Source organism: Gordonia sp. ABSL11-1 (assembly GCF_030315685.1).
In the GTDB taxonomy this organism is placed as follows: Bacteria; Actinomycetota; Actinomycetes; order Mycobacteriales; family Mycobacteriaceae; genus Gordonia.
The window spans coordinates 137,074-152,966 of sequence record NZ_JASXSI010000008.1; the positions used below are offsets into that span (position 1 = coordinate 137,074).

At 68.1% G+C, this 15,893-nt stretch carries 14 protein-coding genes; 5 read left to right on the top strand and 9 right to left on the bottom strand.

Translation table 11 applies throughout. From position 1 onward, the window contains the following. Window positions 1-9: 9 nt before the first annotated feature. Genes QSJ19_RS11335 through QSJ19_RS11350 form a run of 4 tightly spaced genes read right to left on the bottom strand, consistent with a single transcriptional unit; the run spans window position 10 to window position 4,226 of the window. Window positions 10-1,134, bottom strand: a complete 1,125-nt coding sequence (locus tag QSJ19_RS11335; protein ID WP_286320439.1) for an FAD-dependent oxidoreductase — start codon at window positions 1,132-1,134, stop codon at window positions 10-12. Beyond that, on the bottom strand, window positions 1,127-2,035 hold the full coding sequence (locus QSJ19_RS11340) for a DUF1295 domain-containing protein (protein WP_502876139.1): 909 nt from the start codon (window positions 2,033-2,035) through the stop codon (window positions 1,127-1,129). The genes QSJ19_RS11335 and QSJ19_RS11340 overlap by 8 nt, the downstream gene beginning before the upstream one ends. Continuing rightward, complete coding sequence (locus QSJ19_RS11345) at window positions 2,032-3,069, bottom strand: LLM class F420-dependent oxidoreductase (protein ID WP_286320440.1); 1,038 nt, start codon at window positions 3,067-3,069, stop codon at window positions 2,032-2,034. Before QSJ19_RS11345 ends, QSJ19_RS11340 begins: the two co-directional genes overlap by 4 nt. A 41-nt stretch (window positions 3,070-3,110) precedes the next feature. Further along, entirely contained in the window at window positions 3,111-4,226 is a 1,116-nt protein-coding gene (locus QSJ19_RS11350; RefSeq protein WP_286320554.1) for an NAD(P)/FAD-dependent oxidoreductase, read from the bottom strand. A gap of 133 nt (window positions 4,227-4,359) precedes the next feature. Here QSJ19_RS11350 and QSJ19_RS11355 point away from each other — a divergent pair, with 133 nt between their 5' ends. Beyond that, window positions 4,360-4,704 (top strand): PNPOx family protein, encoded by a 345-nt coding sequence (locus QSJ19_RS11355; protein ID WP_286320442.1) that lies wholly within the window; start codon window positions 4,360-4,362, stop codon window positions 4,702-4,704. Between the two features lie 94 nt (window positions 4,705-4,798). Here QSJ19_RS11355 and QSJ19_RS11360 read toward each other — a convergent pair whose 3' ends face one another. Then, a complete protein-coding gene (locus QSJ19_RS11360) occupies window positions 4,799-6,319 on the bottom strand; it encodes a catalase (protein ID WP_286320443.1) in 1,521 nt (506 codons plus the stop codon). 151 nt (window positions 6,320-6,470) lie between these two features. Then, window positions 6,471-7,460 carry a TIGR03557 family F420-dependent LLM class oxidoreductase gene (locus tag QSJ19_RS11365; RefSeq protein WP_286320445.1) on the bottom strand — a complete coding sequence of 330 codons (990 nt, stop codon included), beginning with the start codon at window positions 7,458-7,460 and terminating at the stop codon, window positions 6,471-6,473. Between QSJ19_RS11365 and QSJ19_RS11370 the strand changes: the two genes are divergently transcribed. Continuing rightward, entirely contained in the window at window positions 7,459-8,262 is an 804-nt protein-coding gene (locus QSJ19_RS11370) for an HAD family hydrolase (RefSeq protein ID WP_353507140.1), read from the top strand. The two genes, QSJ19_RS11365 and QSJ19_RS11370, sit on opposite strands and share 2 nt — an antisense overlap. On the opposite strand, the gene QSJ19_RS11375 is transcribed toward QSJ19_RS11370, so the two are convergent. Genes QSJ19_RS11375 through QSJ19_RS11385 form a run of 3 tightly spaced genes read right to left on the bottom strand, consistent with a single transcriptional unit; the run spans window position 8,252 to window position 13,912 of the window. Further along, window positions 8,252-10,849: a helix-turn-helix transcriptional regulator gene (locus QSJ19_RS11375; protein WP_286320447.1), complete on the bottom strand. Its 2,598-nt coding sequence runs from the start codon at window positions 10,847-10,849 to the stop codon at window positions 8,252-8,254. The genes QSJ19_RS11370 and QSJ19_RS11375 overlap by 11 nt on opposite strands. Before the next feature lie 56 nt (window positions 10,850-10,905). Then, window positions 10,906-12,048 (bottom strand): catalase family protein, encoded by a 1,143-nt coding sequence (locus tag QSJ19_RS11380; protein WP_286320448.1) that lies wholly within the window; start codon window positions 12,046-12,048, stop codon window positions 10,906-10,908. Window positions 12,049-12,067: 19 nt separating this feature from the next. Next, complete coding sequence (locus QSJ19_RS11385) at window positions 12,068-13,912, bottom strand: peroxidase family protein (protein WP_286320449.1); 1,845 nt, start codon at window positions 13,910-13,912, stop codon at window positions 12,068-12,070. A gap of 291 nt (window positions 13,913-14,203) precedes the next feature. Between QSJ19_RS11385 and QSJ19_RS11390 the strand changes: the two genes are divergently transcribed. The 3 genes from QSJ19_RS11390 to QSJ19_RS11400 are packed head-to-tail and all read left to right on the top strand — an operon-like array spanning window position 14,204 to window position 15,862. Continuing rightward, window positions 14,204-14,956 (top strand): hypothetical protein, encoded by a 753-nt coding sequence (locus QSJ19_RS11390; RefSeq protein ID WP_286320451.1) that lies wholly within the window; start codon window positions 14,204-14,206, stop codon window positions 14,954-14,956. Window positions 14,957-14,996: 40 nt separating this feature from the next. Beyond that, on the top strand, window positions 14,997-15,434 hold the full coding sequence (locus QSJ19_RS11395; RefSeq protein ID WP_286320452.1) for a helix-turn-helix transcriptional regulator: 438 nt from the start codon (window positions 14,997-14,999) through the stop codon (window positions 15,432-15,434). A gap of 17 nt (window positions 15,435-15,451) precedes the next feature. Next, complete coding sequence (locus QSJ19_RS11400) at window positions 15,452-15,862, top strand: VOC family protein (RefSeq protein WP_286320454.1); 411 nt, start codon at window positions 15,452-15,454, stop codon at window positions 15,860-15,862. The last annotated feature ends 31 nt before the right edge of the window (window positions 15,863-15,893 follow it).

Here is a 15,893-nt window from a genome sequence, read left to right on the forward strand (position 1 = left end):
GACATCCGCTCAGCGCTTGCGGATCCCGTGGTAGATCCCGCGCCGCACGATCCACGGCTGGAGAACCGACTCGATCGACCACGCCGGGAAGCGGAACGGGCGGCCGTTGGGGGCGAAGATCTCCAGTCCGTCGTGCTGTACCCCCAGCACCGAACCCCATCGACGATGGCGTGCGCGGTACGTCCGGAGCCGGTCGCCGCGTAGCGACGCGGCCACGTTGTGGGCCACCAGGCGGTCGGCCCGGTTGCGTGCCGAGTTGCGCAGGGGATCGGTGGCTGCGACATCGCCGACGGCGAAGATCTCGGCGAAGATCCCCTCGTCTCCGACGACGCGGAGATCGTCTGCGACCCGGACGAATCCGCGATCGTCGAGCATCCCCCCGGGCAGCCATTCGGTGTTGGGGGTGACCTTGCCGACCGCCCACACGACGGCCTCGGCGTTCGCCGGCGACTGGCCCGTGGTCCACTCGACGGGATCGCCGGTGATCCCGTCGACCGACGACGGCAGGACCGCGCGATGGCAGGGGTGTATCCCGACGCCCGCATCGTCGAGGCGGCGGCGCACATGCTCCCACACTCGCGAATGGTGTGCGGGAAGTGCACGGTCACCCGGGAAGTACAGATCGACACGCTTGCGCGGCCACACTGCGGCGATGTTGACGGCGCTGCTGACCGCCGCCGCGCCGCCGCCGATCACCGCGACCGACGCCGAGCCTGCCAGGCGGTCGTGTACGGCTCGCAGTCCGGTGTCGACCTCGCCCGCGGATTGCAGGTCCGGGCGACGCCAGAAACCGTTGCGGACGCCGGTGGAGATCACGAGAGCGTCGTAATCCTCCGCCACGACCGAGTCGTCGGTGCGCCGCACGATGACTTTCCGGGACGTGAGGTCCAGGCCACTGAGGCGTCCCTGGACGATCCGTACGTCGTCGAGTCCGCGGAACCGATCGAACGGAATCCAGTAGTCCCGACTCCAGGCGTCGGGCCGCGCGATCCGCGTGCCGACCTCCTGACCGCTGACCAGACCGGGCTTGACCGACACACCGACGACGTCGTGATGACGCGCCAGGTGGATCGCGGTCAGCAGCCCGGTGTCACCGAGCCCGGCCACCACGACCCGGCGCCGTCTCTCAGCCATGCGCACCGATCCGCGGGGGCCGGGGCAGGAACCGTGGGGTGTTGTCGATGACCTGCTGGTACTCCGGTCGCCGTGCCAGACTGCGTCGCTCCATCATCGGGATGCTCGCACCCTCGAACATCGCCAGCATCACGATCGCACCGGCGACCAGCCACCAGGCGTCGCCCGGCGACGTGGCGATGCCGAAGAGTGTCAGCGCGACCCAGAACATCCACTCGCCGAAGTAGTTGGGATGCCGGGACCATGCCCAGAGTCCACGGTCCATCGCATCCCCCGGGCGATGGGTCCGGGTGAATGCCCGCAACTGCGCGTCGGCGACCGACTCCAGACCGATCGCGCCCAGACCGGCGACAAAGGCGACGATCGCCAACCAGAGCGGCCCGTCGGCGGGGCGGGTCACCGTCACGTAGACCGGGAGCATCGCCAGGAACACCTGCATCGTCGGGATGAGATGGATGGCGAACAGGTCGGCGGGCCACTCCCAGCGACCGGCGTCCGACCGGATCATGCCGTAGCGCCAATCCTCGTGGTGCAAGCCGGGAAAGGTCGATGCCCAGTTCCACGTGAGCCGGATCGCCCACACCGTGACGACGACGGCGACCAGCCAGCACCGCACGTCACCGATGCCGAGATCGCCCTGCCACCACCAATAGATCAGCATCAGCGGGGGGATGACGCTCCAGTAGGCGTCGTAGACACTGGAATTCCGATAGCGGCGGCTGTACGCGAAGACGACCAGCGTGGCGAGGACGTCCGCGATGAGCGTGTCGAGCCACAGGGTGTTCGTCGGTCCCCAGATGAGCCAGATCGCGGCGACGAGCAACGCGACCGCATAGGCGGCGGCGACCCTGATCAGTCCTGCGGCGGCCGATCCGTGGACCGCGGTCTCGTCGTCGGTCACCGGTCGATCAGGGCCGCGAGCTGTTCGACCTCGGCCACACTTCCGGGCGAGACGAGCATCGTGCTCACCCCCGCCTCCTCCCACCGGGTGACCTGGGTCCGTACGTGATCGATGGTGCCGACGATCGCGGAGTCCTCGACGACCTCGTCCGGGATGATGCGTGCGGCCTCGTCCTTGCGGTCGCTGCGGAACAGCGCCGTGACCTCGTCGACCACCTCGGCGTATCCCATGCGGCGGTACACCTCGGCGTGGAAGTTGGTGTCCTCGCTCCCCATGCCTCCCATGTAGAGCGCGAGGAACGGTTTGATCGCCTCGAACGTCGCGGCACGATCATCGGTGATGACGATCTGCGCGGTGGCACAGATCTCGAAGTCCTCGCGGGTCCGACGCGCGCCCGGTCGACGGAATCCCTCATCCAGCCATTCGTGGTAGGCGTCGGCCAGTCGCGGCGTGTAGAACAGCGGCAGCCAGCCGTCGGCGATCTCGGCGGCCAGTGCGATGTTCTTGGGTCCCTCAGCGCCGAGCATCACGGGGATGTCCGCGCGTAGGGGATGGGTGATCGGCTTGAGGGGTTTGCCGAGGCCGGTCGCGCGCTCACCGGTCAGGGGCAGCGGATAGTGCGGTCCATCGCTGGTCACCGGCGCCTCGCGGGCCCAGACCTGCCGCATGATGTCGATGTACTCGCGGGTGCGCGCCAGTGGTTTGGCGAACGGCTGCCCGTACCAGCCCTCGACGACCTGCGGGCCCGAGACCCCGAGTCCGACGATGTGGCGCCCGCCGGAGAGGTGATCGAGGGTCAGCGCCGCCATCGCGCACGCGGTCGGCGTCCGTGCCGACAACTGCAGCACCGACGTCCCCAGCCGCATGCGGTCGGTCGACGACCCCCACCAGGCCAGTGGGGTGTAGGCATCCGAGCCCCACGCCTCTGCGGTGAACACGCTGTCGAACCCGGCAGCCTCTGCCGCGGTGACCAGTTCGGCGTGCTGCGGTGCCGGTGACGCACCCCAATACCCCAGTTGTAGAACGAGTTTCATGTGTCTCCTGTGTCGAGCGGTGTCCGCGGACGGCGTGATGTTCAGCGTAGAGCGTCGCGGTCGAGCATGGTGGCGACATCGCGCGCGAGGGCCAGGCACGAGGTGAGCCCGGGGGATTCGATGCCGAAGAGCACCACCACACCCGGTATGCCGTGGTCGGCGGGCCCTTGCAGCAGGAAGTCGGCCGGCGGCTCGCCGGGCCCGGACAACTTGGGGCGGAGTCCGGCGTAGGCGGGCACCAACTCGTGATCGTCGACGCCCGGCCAATAGTGTCGGATCTCGCGGGCGAACTTCTCCGCCCGGTGCGGATCGACCGACAGATCACTGCCGTCGGTCCACTCGACGTCAGGTCCGAATCGTGCCGCCCCGGCCATGTCGAGCGTCAGGTGGATGCCCAGGCCACCGTCGACGGGAACCGGGTAGATCAGCCTGCCGAACGGTGAGGAGCCAGACGCGGGTGTGAAGTAGTTGCCTTTTGCCACGCGTCGAGGCGGAGTCCGCTCGACGGGGTACCCCTGAAGATGTCCGACGAGGTCCCAGGCGCCGAGCCCGGCGCACGAGACCAGACCGCGACAGCCGATCGTGCCGACACCGTCGACCTCGAGCGTCATGAGCGGACCCGGCGCCACCGATCCGCCCACCACCCGACTGCGTAGGGCGATCGCGGCGCCGGCGGCCTCGGCATCGCGCCGCAACGACTCCATCAGTCCATGGCCGTCGACGATCCCGGTCGACGGCGACAGCAAGGCCCCGACGCCGGCGACTTCCGGTTCCAGCTCCCGGAGCTCGGCGGCGCTCACCGCTCGCAGGTCACCGACGCCGTTCGCGCCGGCCTGCGCCGCGATCCGATCGAGCTCCGGGCGCTGATCCTCGGTCGTCGCAACGATCAGTTTGCCGATCCGGCGATGCGCTACATCCGTCTCGGCGCAGTAGTGGTACAGCATCTCACGGCCGGCCACGCAGGCCGTCGCCTTGCGGCTGCCCTGCGGGTAGTAGATGCCGGCGTGGATGACCTCGGAGTTCCGCGAACTCGTCTGTGTGCCAATGGCGTCCTCGGCCTCGAGCACCATCACCGCAAGCCCGTCGAGGGCGAGCCGGCGGGCCACGGCGAGTCCGACGACCCCGGCGCCGACGACCACGACGTCCACCGACTCCATCACGGACAAGAGCGTAGCGGGCCGTGTGGTCGTCGGGGTCGATCATCGACAAGACGGGGTAGCGTCGGACATCGTCATCCCACGGTCGATCGGCGGCCGGTGGGTCGTCGAACAGTCGTGAAGGGATGCTCGCGTGAACGGTTTCCAGCGGACGGCCGCGAAATTCAACCTGCTGGTGACGACGTTGCTGCGTCTGCCCGGCCTCGGCTCGGTACTCAGCCGGTCGATGACGGTGCTGAGCTACACGGGTCGCAAGTCCGGCAAGCGATTCGAGTTGCCGGTCAGCTATCGGCGCGACGGCGAGACCGTCGTCGTCGGGGTCGCCATGCCGGACAAGAAGGGATGGTGGCGCAACTTCAGTGGTGACGGCGCGCCGATCTCGCTGACCCTCGACGGCGAGACGTGTACCGGACATGCCATCAGCAGTCGCGATGCGAAGGGCGGCGTCGCGGTCCGCATCGCACTCGACCAGGCCTGACGGTCTCTCGCAGACGTGTGGGTCACCCGATCCGCACGATCGGGTGACCCACACGTTGGTCCATGGCGCCGGATGATCGGCCGACGCGATGTGATCAGACCTTGGCCTGCATGGAACTCCGGGCCGGATTGCCCTGATCGTCCACCTTCGGATCCGGTTCGTCCTGCTTCTCGGTCACACCAGACTTGATGCGGGCGCCGACGTCGGGATCGATGCGGCTCCAGTACTCGAACGCACGGGCCAGGACCGGTTCACTCACCCCGTTGAGCAGATGGCCGACGACGTTGTCCACCAAGCGCTCCCGGGCGCCGTCGTCGAACACCTCGCGGACCATGGTGCCCGCCTGACCCCAGTCGTCGTCCTCGGGATGGTCGACGTAGGCCGACCGGACGATGTCGCCGTCGGCCGCCCACTGCGGTTCCTGTTGTCCGGTGTACGACGCCGACGGGCCCCCCTTGCTGTTCGGGGCATACACCGGATCGGACACCGGCGTGATCCGCATCGCCCCGTCCTTCGAATAACTGTGAACCTCGTTGCGTGGGGCGTTGACCGGGATTTGCTTGTAGTTCCCGCCCAGCCGCGCCCGATGGGCGTCGGCATAGGAGAAGACCCGGCCGAGCAGCATCCGATCCGGGCTGAATCCGATCCCGGGCACGGTGTTGTTGGGCTCGAACGCGACCTGCTCGATCTGCGCGTGATTGTCGGTGGGGTTGGTGTGCAACGTCATCTTCCCGACCTCATGCAGCGGATAGTCGCCGTGCGGCCACACCTTGGTCAGGTCGAACGGATTGAACCGATACGAGACGGCGTCGTCGAACGGCATCAGCTGCACCTTCAACGTCCAGCTCGGATGATCACCGGCCGCAATGGATTCGAACAGATCGCGGGTATGGAAGTCGGTGTCGGCGGCGGCCATCTGGTCGCCCTCGTGCTGGGTGAAGAACTCCACGCCCTGATCGGAGATGAAGTGGTACTTGACCCAGTGCTTCACTCCTTCGGAGTTGACCCACAGATAGGTGTGCGATGAGTAGCCGTTCATGTGGCGCCACGTCTTCGGGATGCCACGGTCACCCATCAGCCAGGTCACCTGATGCGCCGACTCCGGGGACAGCGTCCAGAAGTCCCACTGCATGTCGTGATCACGCAAGTTGTTGTCGGCACGGCGCTTCTGGGAACGGATGAAGTGCTGGAACTTCATCGGGTCCTTGATGAAGAAGATCGGCGTGTTGTTGCCGACCATGTCGTAGTTGCCCTCATCCGTGTAGAACTTGAGCGCGAATCCGCGCGGATCCCGCCAGGTGTCGGGGCTGCCGCGCTCACCGGCAACGGTCGAGAACCGGGCGACCATCTCCGTGGTGACACCCGGCTGGAACAGGCCCGCGCACGTGTAGGCGGACACGTCCTCGGTCGTCTCGAAGGTTCCGAAGGCCCCGCTGCCCTTGGCGTGTGGTTGCCGCTCGGGGATTCGCTCGCGGTTGAACTGGGCCATCTGCTCGATCAGGTAGTGATCATGCAGGACGATCGGGCCACCCGCGCCGACGGTGAGCGAGTGCTCGTCACTCCCGGCCGGTGCGCCCGAATCGCGCGTCGTGTACACGTTCTTGTCGTCGGACATCTCGCCTCCGAGAAGGTCGATCCGTTCTGGGCTGTGGCACCGGGGCTGCTTCAGTGCCTCTCCCGATGCTACGCCGGTGGGCAAGCGGCACAGCGGATCAACCGCGCCGAAGTCTCACGAGAACATCGAGAAGTGTTGTGGGGAAACGGGTTCACGGCGCCGCAGCGCGGAGCGCTGCCAACAGCGGTTCGGCCGCCTCGGACAGGAATCGGTCCTGGGATCCACCGCCGATCTGGACGAGTGCGACGTCGGTGAACCCGGCCTCCCAGTACGGCCGTACGGCGTCGACGATCGCATCCAGATCGGGACCGCACGGAATAGAGGCGGCGACGTCGTCGGGTGTCACGTACTGGGTCGCGGCGGCGAAGCCCGCGGTGGTCCGGAGGTCGGCGTTCACATCCCAGCCGCCGCCGAACCAGCGGAACTGGTCGTGCGCACGTTCGACGGCGGCGCCGCGGTCCGGATCCCAACAGATGGGGATCTGACCGATCGCCCGGGAGTCGTCGCCGATCGTCCCGGTGGAGTCGAGACCGTTCCACCGGTCGATCACCCCGGCATCCGGCTGCACCGCGATCAGGTGATCGGCGGTCGGACCGAACTCCTCGATCCCGCGGTCTCCGGCCACGGCCACGGCGATGGGTGTCCGCTGCTCCGGGAGATCCCAGATGCGTGCCGAGTCCACCTGGAAGAACTCGCCGCGGAAGTCGACGAGACCGCCGTCGTGGAGGGCACGGATGATCTCGATCGCCTCGGCGAGCATCTCCTGCCGGTCCACCACGGAGGGCCAACCCGTCCCGACCACGTGCTCGTTGAGGTTCTCGCCACTGCCGAGCCCGAGGGTGAAACGTCCGTCGGCGAGGATCTGCAGGGTGGCGGCCTTCTGCGCCACGATCGCGGGGTGATACCGGATCGTGGGGCAGGTCACGTAGGTCATCAGCTCGACGCGCTCGGTCGCGTGCGCGACAGCACCCAGCACACTCCACGCGTACGGGGCGTGCCCCTGCGCCGACAACCAGGGGAAGTAGTGGTCGCTGCTGACCTCGAAGTCGAATCCGGCGTTCTCAGCATCGACAGCGAACCGGACCAGATCCTTGGGGCCGGCCTGCTCGGTCATCAAGGTGTACCCGAATCTCGTCGTCATGACTCCGGTGTTCCCCATGGTGTGGGAGATCGAAACGTCGGGTAAGGCTGGACGGATACGCACCCGACCCGAGGAGGCCCGCGTGGACTCGGATTCCGCACCCGTGCACGGCCCGATCGCCGGCACCGACATCGCCGACGTCGCCGGTGGAACGGACACGGTGCTGCTCGACGTCGACGGAACGCTGGTCGACTCGACCTACCTGCACGCCCTGGCCTGGGCCCGGGCATTCGGCGCGCACGATCTCACGCCGCCGTGGTGGCGGATCCACCGCACGGTCGGGATGGGCGGAGACCTGCTGGTCGGTGAGGTATGTGGAGAGGACGTCGAGGACCGTCTGGGGGATCGCTTGCGATCGGACTGGGCCGATCGCTACCGCGAACTGCTCCCCGAAGTGCGCCCTCTCCCCGGTGCGCCTGAACTCGTCGACGCCATCCGATCCGCCGGACTGCGGGTCGCCCTGGCGTCGTCGGGCGCCGCCGAGTTCACCGACGCCGCACTCGACATCCTCGGGATGACCCGCGACGATTTCGCCGCGGTCACCTCCGCGGAGGACGTCGACCGGTCCAAACCGCATCCCGACATCCTCGGGACCGCACTCGAGGCCGCCGGCGGGGAGCACGCACTTCTCGTCGGTGACACCGTCTGGGACGTCGAGTCCGCCGCCCGGTTGTCGGCCGCATGCGTCGCCGTGCGCACCGGCGGGTTCTCGGAGGCCGAACTCCGCGAGGCCGGAGCGGTTCTCGTCGTCGACGACATCGGCGTTCTCGCGCAGCGCGGTTGGCGAGGCGTCAGCGGGTGACGTCCCAGACCACCTGCGCGAGCGCATCCCGGTCGGCGACATCGAGTTTGATGCATGCACGATAGATGTGTCCCTCGACGGTGCGCACCGACACGGTCAGGCGTTCGGCGATCTCCCGGTTGGAGAGTCCTTGCGCGACGAGGGCGGTGATCTCCCGTTCGCGGGCGGTCACCGGAAGTGGACGGGCCGACGCGCGCAGGGCAGGCGTGGTCGCACGGTCACAGAGCACGGAGAGCTTGAGCGCGCGTGCACTCGACTCGGCGACGCCGCGCCGGCGGCCCGCCTTCTCGTGCAACGGCGCGGCCTGCGCGGCGGAATCCGCTGCGGAGAGCAGGAACCCGACGTCCTCGAACTCCTGACTCACGGTGTCGAGACCCTCAGCGTCCGCTGTCCCGACAGCGATCGCGTGTCGGGCGTAGAGCGCTCCGATCGGACCGTCGATGCGGTCGACGAGCGCCTCGATACGTGATCCGACGCCGCGGTCGCCGAACCGCGCCGCATGATGGCACGCCTCGGCCTCGAGCGCGAACTGTCCGGCGGCGTGGGCGATGTCGGCGGCGCGGATGCAGAGCTCGACCGCCTCGGTCTGCGCGCCGTTCGCGGCGGCGATCCAGGCACGCGCGATCACCCTCTGGGGCTCGTGGATCGCGGTCTGCGGACCGGTGTGCTCATCGGCCTCGGCCAACACCCGCTCGGCCTCGACGACGTCACCGAGAGCCGCGTAGGCGCGGGCCAGGAGCAGCCGCGCCGGCAGACGCCACGGCAGCGAGTTCTCCGCGTTGAGGGCGGCCAGCGCCTGCTCGAACGCGGAGGTGGCGGCGGTGAACGACCCGCGGTATGTAGCGACGACACCGAGGGTGATCTTCGCGATGGCCCACCCCAGAAACTGTCCGGCGGAGGAGAACTCGTTGTACTCATCGGCGCGATGCTGCGCGGTGTCGAGGTCGCCGACCATGGTCAGAGCCAGCACATCGCAGTAGCGGACCATGACCTTGATCATGCCGTCGGTCGGTTTCTGCTCTGCTCGACAGCGGGCCGCGATCGGGTCGTAGGCCAGCCCCTGCCCGGCAACCGGCATCGCCAGACCCGCTGCGAAGGCAGCGAAGTCGAACGCCTGCGGCGGGGCATCCGGGTCGGCGATGACCGCCTGTGCCACAGCGATACCCTCGGCGATCCGGTTCTCGTGCACGGCCATCATCGATTCCATGCCGTCGACGATGAGCACCAGCGCGGGATGGGCGACCCGTTCACGCAACAGGGCGAGGATCTCCTTGGCCCTGACGTCCTCGCCCAACGACCAGAACAGCAGGCTCAGACGGGGATTGCCCCACAGCACCAGCTGCAGCTCGTCGAGTTGGTCGGGATCGAAGGTCGCGAGCGCCTGGTCCGCCTCGACCGGGCGGGCCTGCCAGAGCAGTGCGCGGGAGAGCAATTCGGCCGCGGCCAGACCTCCACCGCGCTCGGTCGCTGCGCGGGCCAGGCGCTCTCCGAGCGGCAGATTCGCCAGCGCGACAGCGTCCTTGGCCGCCGACGTCAGCATCCGGGGTTCGATGTCGAGGTCGCCGTCGACACACAGCTGCGCCAACCGAATCCGCGCGGCCGCGGTGTCGATGGGCTCTCGGCGGAGGATCTCCACGATCCGCGACCTGAGTGTCCGTCCCGACGCCACCCCGATCCGGCGCCGGATGACGTCGCCGTACACCGGGTGACTGAAGCGCACGTTCACCGTCGACCCGTCCCGGACGATTTTGACGAGATCCGACAGCTCGGCCTCGTCCACAGCGTCCCCACCCGCGAGCGTGATGAGACTGTCGATGTCGAGCGGTTCGCATACCGCGAGCAGTCGCATCAGGTCCATCACCGCGGCGCCGGCGTGGTCCAGACGGTCGTCGACGAGACTGACGAGACCGGAGGGGACAGCCGTGGGGCCACGGAGTTGCCAGACACCGTTGACCTCCGACAACGTCCCCGCGCGGACAGCTCCCTCGACGAGGTTGCGCAGGAACAGCGGATTGCCGCCCGACGAGTCCCAGATGACGTCGGCGCTGAGACCCTCGAGGGAGCCGCCCAGGACACGTTCGACGAGGGCCGTGCTCTCCGCCTTGGTGAGCGATTCCAGTTCGATCCGGGTCAGGTGGCCGTCCTTCCACAGCGCTGTGACGGCGTCGGTCACGGGTTCGCCCGTGCGCACGGTTGCCACGATGCGCGCCGACCGGTCGACGGCGAGTTGCAGCAGCAGGGTGGCCGACAACTGATCCAGGTGGTGTGCGTCGTCGACGCCGACGATCGTGTCGGGATGGGAGAGCAGCGCGTCCCGGGCGGACACGAGCGCAGTGATCGGATCGCGCGACGACGTGGACTCGACCCAGGGAGCGAAGGCGCCCAGGGGGATTCCACGCGACGACTCGGTGCAGGCCGCCCACCGCACCTCGGCGGACATGTCATCGGTCGCCGCTCGCGCGAGCGTCGTCTTGCCCACTCCGGCGGCACCGACGAGCACGACACCACAGGTGTCCGCGTTCGAGAGTGCGGCCCGGATGGCGTGCTGTTCGGTCGGCCGGGAGAGGAGCTGCCAGCGGGCACCCATGGGGCGCAGTATAGATCGGGGCTCGTCCGTGTGGCGGGCGAACGTCGGCACGCTCGTCAGCGCGGAAGGTCTGCCGCCGAGGCCGGTTCGACCATCGGCGCGTTGTTCATCGCGTGCCGGAACTCGCTGGACGCGTCGTACACCTTGCGTTTCAACCGATTGATCGAGCCGAGAGGCCGGTGCGCGGTGATGCAACGCCAGGAGTTGAATGACAGGACGTCGTCCCCGTAGGCACGACGCTCCGGCGTGTACGGATCCTGCCGCGGGAACCGGATGACCGCGACCGCCCGATGCGGGGACTCCTCCTCCGGCCAGTCCACGGTCGCGTCCTCGATCGGCATGGTGCGCAGATCAGTGCACAGCTGCACCCGCAGCTCGTACTCGGCGTCGTGCTCGGCGAAGAAGTCGACGACCATCTCCTGCAGAGCGTTGACGCCGTCGCGGTCGTCGGTCGACTGCCCGGCCAGTGCCCGGACCTCCGGCGATCGCGGGGCGTAGAGCATCCGGCAGACGTGGTCGCCATAGCGCAGCGGCGCCGAGCTGTAGAAGGTGTCGCCCAGGATGTGGGTGTTGCGGCGGACGAACACGGCGAGGGTCTCGGGCAGCGGCCGCAGCCGGTGAACGCGGGCGAGGACCTCACTGGCCACGTCGATGACCCGGTCGGGGAGCCAGGCGAGCAGGATCGCGAGCGGAATGCCCTTCCGGAGGTAGGCCCGGGCGTCGGCGAAGAGGAACTCCCGGTGGGTCACGAAGATGAAGTCCTGGGTGACCGCGTGGTCGTCGGGGAGGACCTTGTCGTCGGCATCCACACCGATGACCTTGATGCCCAGTCCGCGGACACCGCGGATCTGATCGCTCCGAATGACGCCCGAGGTGGTGGACAGCCGTGCGATGACCGGGTAGGTCCGCGGCGTGGCGAAAAGTCCCTGGGCGAGCTCGTCGGGGAGATCGCCGAGCACCTCGAGTTCACCGATCAGGATCCCGTGACTCTTCGCGTGCGCATCGCGCAGTCCGCGTTTGTGTTTGCGGTACGCGCGGATGTTGTTGCCGCGCAGTTTGGCGACCATCGCGTCGAAGATCTCCTCCTCGTCGTCGGCAGGTTGCTCGATTCCGGGCCAGTACCCGACATATCGGGAGGTCACGCCGGACGACGACCCGGGAGATGCGGACAGATGCGGGGACGGATGTGACGGGGACATGATTCGACGCTCTCTCGTGTCAGGGGGCCGGCCACGGCGCGAACGGATTCGCGACGCGGCCCAGGGTCGGGGCGAGGGTGGGGAAGTGGCGCAGGAGAACCGATCTCATCGAATTGTCCCGCACCCACGACATCCCCACCTCGGTGTATATCTCGGGTCGGAAGTCGGTCGTCAGGAAGCGGTCGCCGGAGATCCGACGGGAGGCCATCAGGATGAACACGCGGAAGGCGGTGTCGCTGAAGCCGAACCCTGCCGGTTTGGGTTCGGCGTACAGGCCGACCATGAGGTCCACGTCATCGACGTCGCGGTACACCGTGGCGAGGTCGTCGGCCAGACCCCGGTCGTGGGTCAGATCCATGAAGGATGTCGCCGCGGGCAGCCGGAACGCCTGGCGGAACGCGTTGTAGCGCGGCACACCCCGTTCACGACTGCGCAGCACGTCGACGGTGGCGAGATCCATCAGGGAACCGTCGAGACGACGTAGTGTCCGCAACGCATCGGGGAAGTTGTGCAGATCCAGCGTGCCGGGGTGGGCACGTCCGAACGAGTACAGCAGATCCGGCATCGCGTACTCCGACAGCAGTCGCCGCACCCGGGCGTCGGGCACGGCGTCGGTCAGCAGCTCGTCGAGGCCATGGGTGGCCAGTTCCCGATCGGTGTCCGCCCGGCGGATGGTGACCTCGTCGGGAAGTAGCGGGTGCATCCGGTAGACCGCCACGAACTCCTCGGTCAACGAGTACGGCACCCCGTGGAACTCTGTCGTGCTGCCGGGGATACCGGACAGCACCTCGCTCTCGAAGAGCCGACCCGACCGTTTCGCCACGCGCTCGCCGAGCAGTCCGTACCAGTTCCCGCGCATCGCCGCGACCGTCGTCGGATGGGCGATGATCGCCGGAGTCCAGTCGACGGTGTGGATCTTGGCCATCAGAGCGGTGTTGACCAGTCGGGCGGTGTCGTAGAGCTGTTGATCGTCCATCGCCGGATAGGCGGAGTGCAGCCGACGACAGATGGAATTGTGCTCGGCCAGGAACAGTGAGTGCAGGAGGCCGAGCCCCAGCCAGAAGTTGCCCGCCGGTCCGGTTCGCTCCAGTCCGGACTCGGCCGCCGGTGGCGGCAGGCCGTCGTCGAGGATGGTGATCTCACCGCCCTGAAAACTGCGGATCGCCGTCGCCTGTTCTTGTGTGGCGCCATAGATCTGCGAGGCGTCCCACCAATGGGTGTCCCGATTCGGATAAGTGGGTGCCGCGCCGGCCGATCCCGGACACGAGCGCGTCCGCGGGACGGACATCCGGTCGGATGGCCACGGATCGTCGGGCTCGGTCGCGATCTCGATGGCGTCGTCGGCGTCGAAGTGGCTCATCCAGTCGTGCACCTCGAACTGAATCCAGGCGGCCGCGAGGAGGTTCAGTGAGGTGGCCGGCCGGAACGTCGTGCGGGCCAACAACTCGTTGCTGATCGTGCGCGGCGACGGGGTGAGCAGGGTGGACCCGGTCTCGGGTGCGGTGTCGTCGAGCGGGATGTTGCGGCCGAAGAGTGCACCCTCCGCCCCCATGCGGGGGGACGCCACGGCGTTGAACGTGCCCTCGATCGTCCGTGCCCGCGTCGGCGCGGGGGGTGGGGGCGGGCCGTCGACGTCGGCGGGGTGCGGTCCCGCGTCGAACAGGTTGAGTTCTCGCATCCGGCTGCGCAGCCCCACCAGGACCGCGAGACCTACCGGGACCGGCAGCGTATGCCACCCGCGGCGGCGGTCCACGGTCTCGGACCCACGGGCGAGGACACGGGCGATTCGTCGCCGTGACGAGACCTCGCGGTCGGTCGGGTTGTCGGCAATGAGTCCGGTGATCGATCGGATCACTGCGAACATGACACCTCCATCTGGTGCACAAAGGCGGACTGATCAGGTCGAAGACCACACCCGGAGGTGCCCGGCCACGGCGGCGGCGCGGGTCCGCCGGACCTGCGCATCAAGTATGTCGGCTCGGCGCCGATCCGACATGAGTAGCGGACTACCCGATCGTCGCGCTCGATCTACGCAGCCCGTCGCGGAAGTGGGGTAGTGGCTACTCGTGGCAGATCCGTTGGCGCCGGAGACGATGGGTTCCGGGGCACGGCAGGAACCGTGGGTCACGAACTCTCGACTCGGAAGGCAGGTGTGGTGATCCCACCGATTGCTCTCAAGATCAACCTCGACGCCGACATCGCGAACGTCGTGTCGGCGCTCATCCCGCCCACCGCGACCCCGATCCGGCGGAGCATCTGGTTCGCCGAGGCACACCCCGGGATCGGCGGGAGTACCACCCCGCTGCTGTCGAGTCGACTCATCATCAGGATCCGCAGCGGTGATCAGGACGACATCAGCGTCAAGCTGCGACCGTGTACGACCGCCGAACTGCCCGACCGGTGGAGCCGGGAGTTCGTGGACGGCGACGCCCGGTACCGGATCGAGGCCGACTGGGGCGGGCGGCATCGGGTCCTCGCGGCATCGGTCGTCAGCGGCCGGCCGGCCGGGTCCATGGCCGCTCAGATCACCGGGACGGACCCGGTGTCGCTCCTCGATGCGACGCAACGCCAGTTCGTCGTCGCGTGTACGGCGTGCGGCGTGCCGATCGACCATCTCGTCACGATCGGCCCGATCACGTCGACGGCGTGGCCGGACGTCGACCTCGACGGTGCGCCGGTCACCGTGGAGAGATGGACGGTCGCGGATCTCGACATGCTCGAGGTGACGATGCGGCTGCGACCGCGACCCGACGACACCCCGACCCGGTTCGAGCACCTGGCATCGGCGCGCCTGTACGACCTCGAGGAGTCCGTTCGCGCTCGCGGCGCCCGGATCTCGGCGATGAGCAAGACCGAGCGGGTGTTGCACACCTTCCGGGACCGGGCCGCGGATCCGTCGGGGGCGTGATGGCCTGGGCATCGCCGCCGACGCGTGGCACCATTCCTGTGTGGCCACAACCTCGGACGACGATCGACGGCTCCGGGATCTCACGCGCCTGCGTCGGGTGCGCGACCGGATCGACCGTGAGTACGCCGAACCACTCGACGTGGCGTCGCTGGCCCGCGGCGCGCACATGTCGGCCGGTCATCTCAGCCGGGAGTTCCGCCGGGTATACGGCGAGTCTCCCTACTCCTATCTGATGACCCGGCGTATCGAACGTGCGATGACGCTCCTGCGTCGCGGCGACCTGAGTGTGACCGATGTCTGCTTCGCCGTCGGCTGTTCGTCGCTGGGCACCTTCAGCACCCGATTCACCGAACTGGTCGGCATGCCGCCCAGCGAGTACCGCGTGCACCACGCCGACGCAACGGTCGGCATCCCGGCGTGCCTCGCCAAACAGGTCACTCGACCGATCAGGAATCGAGAAGCGCCGGCCGGGCGCTGACCTCTAGCGTGATGTCCATGAACATCACCATTCATTACGCCTTCCTTCCGCAGACCGATCCGGAGGCCACTCTGGCCTTCTACCGAGACACCCTGGGCTTCGAGGTCCGCAACGACGTCGGATACGAGGGGATGCGGTGGCTCACCGTCGGTCCCCCCGGACAGCCGGGCACATCGATCGTGCTGCATCCACCGGCCGCGGATCCCGGGATCAGCGACGACGAGCGCCGCACCATCCTGGAATTGATCGCCAAGGGCAGCTACGGCGCGCTCACCCTGGGCACCGACGACATCGACGGATTGTTCGAGCGCCTCGAGGCGGCCGGAGCCGAGGTGCTCCAGGAACCGACCGACCAACCGTACGGTGTGCGCGACTGCGCGTTCCGCGATCCGTCCGGCAATCTCCTCCGCATCAACCAACTGTCCTGACCCGCAGGCGAATCCATGTGCAGATTCCGCG

Coding starts and splice junctions, on each gene's coding strand:
- QSJ19_RS11345 (WP_286320440.1), bottom strand. CDS start 3,069: ATGAAACTCGTTCTACAACTGGGGTATTGGGGTGCGTCACCGGCACCG.
- QSJ19_RS11375 (WP_286320447.1), bottom strand. CDS start 10,849: ATGGGTGCCCGCTGGCAGCTCCTCTCCCGGCCGACCGAACAGCACGCC.
- QSJ19_RS11380 (WP_286320448.1), bottom strand. CDS start 12,048: ATGTCCCCGTCACATCCGTCCCCGCATCTGTCCGCATCTCCCGGGTCG.
- QSJ19_RS11365 (WP_286320445.1), bottom strand. CDS start 7,460: ATGACGACGAGATTCGGGTACACCTTGATGACCGAGCAGGCCGGCCCC.
- QSJ19_RS11335 (WP_286320439.1), bottom strand. CDS start 1,134: ATGGCTGAGAGACGGCGCCGGGTCGTGGTGGCCGGGCTCGGTGACACC.
- QSJ19_RS11350 (WP_286320554.1), bottom strand. CDS start 4,226: ATGGAGTCGGTGGACGTCGTGGTCGTCGGCGCCGGGGTCGTCGGACTC.
- QSJ19_RS11385 (WP_286320449.1), bottom strand. CDS start 13,912: ATGTTCGCAGTGATCCGATCGATCACCGGACTCATTGCCGACAACCCG.
- QSJ19_RS11360 (WP_286320443.1), bottom strand. CDS start 6,319: ATGTCCGACGACAAGAACGTGTACACGACGCGCGATTCGGGCGCACCG.
- QSJ19_RS11370 (WP_353507140.1), top strand. CDS start 7,459: ATGACTCCGGTGTTCCCCATGGTGTGGGAGATCGAAACGTCGGGTAAG.
- QSJ19_RS11400 (WP_286320454.1), top strand. CDS start 15,452: ATGAACATCACCATTCATTACGCCTTCCTTCCGCAGACCGATCCGGAG.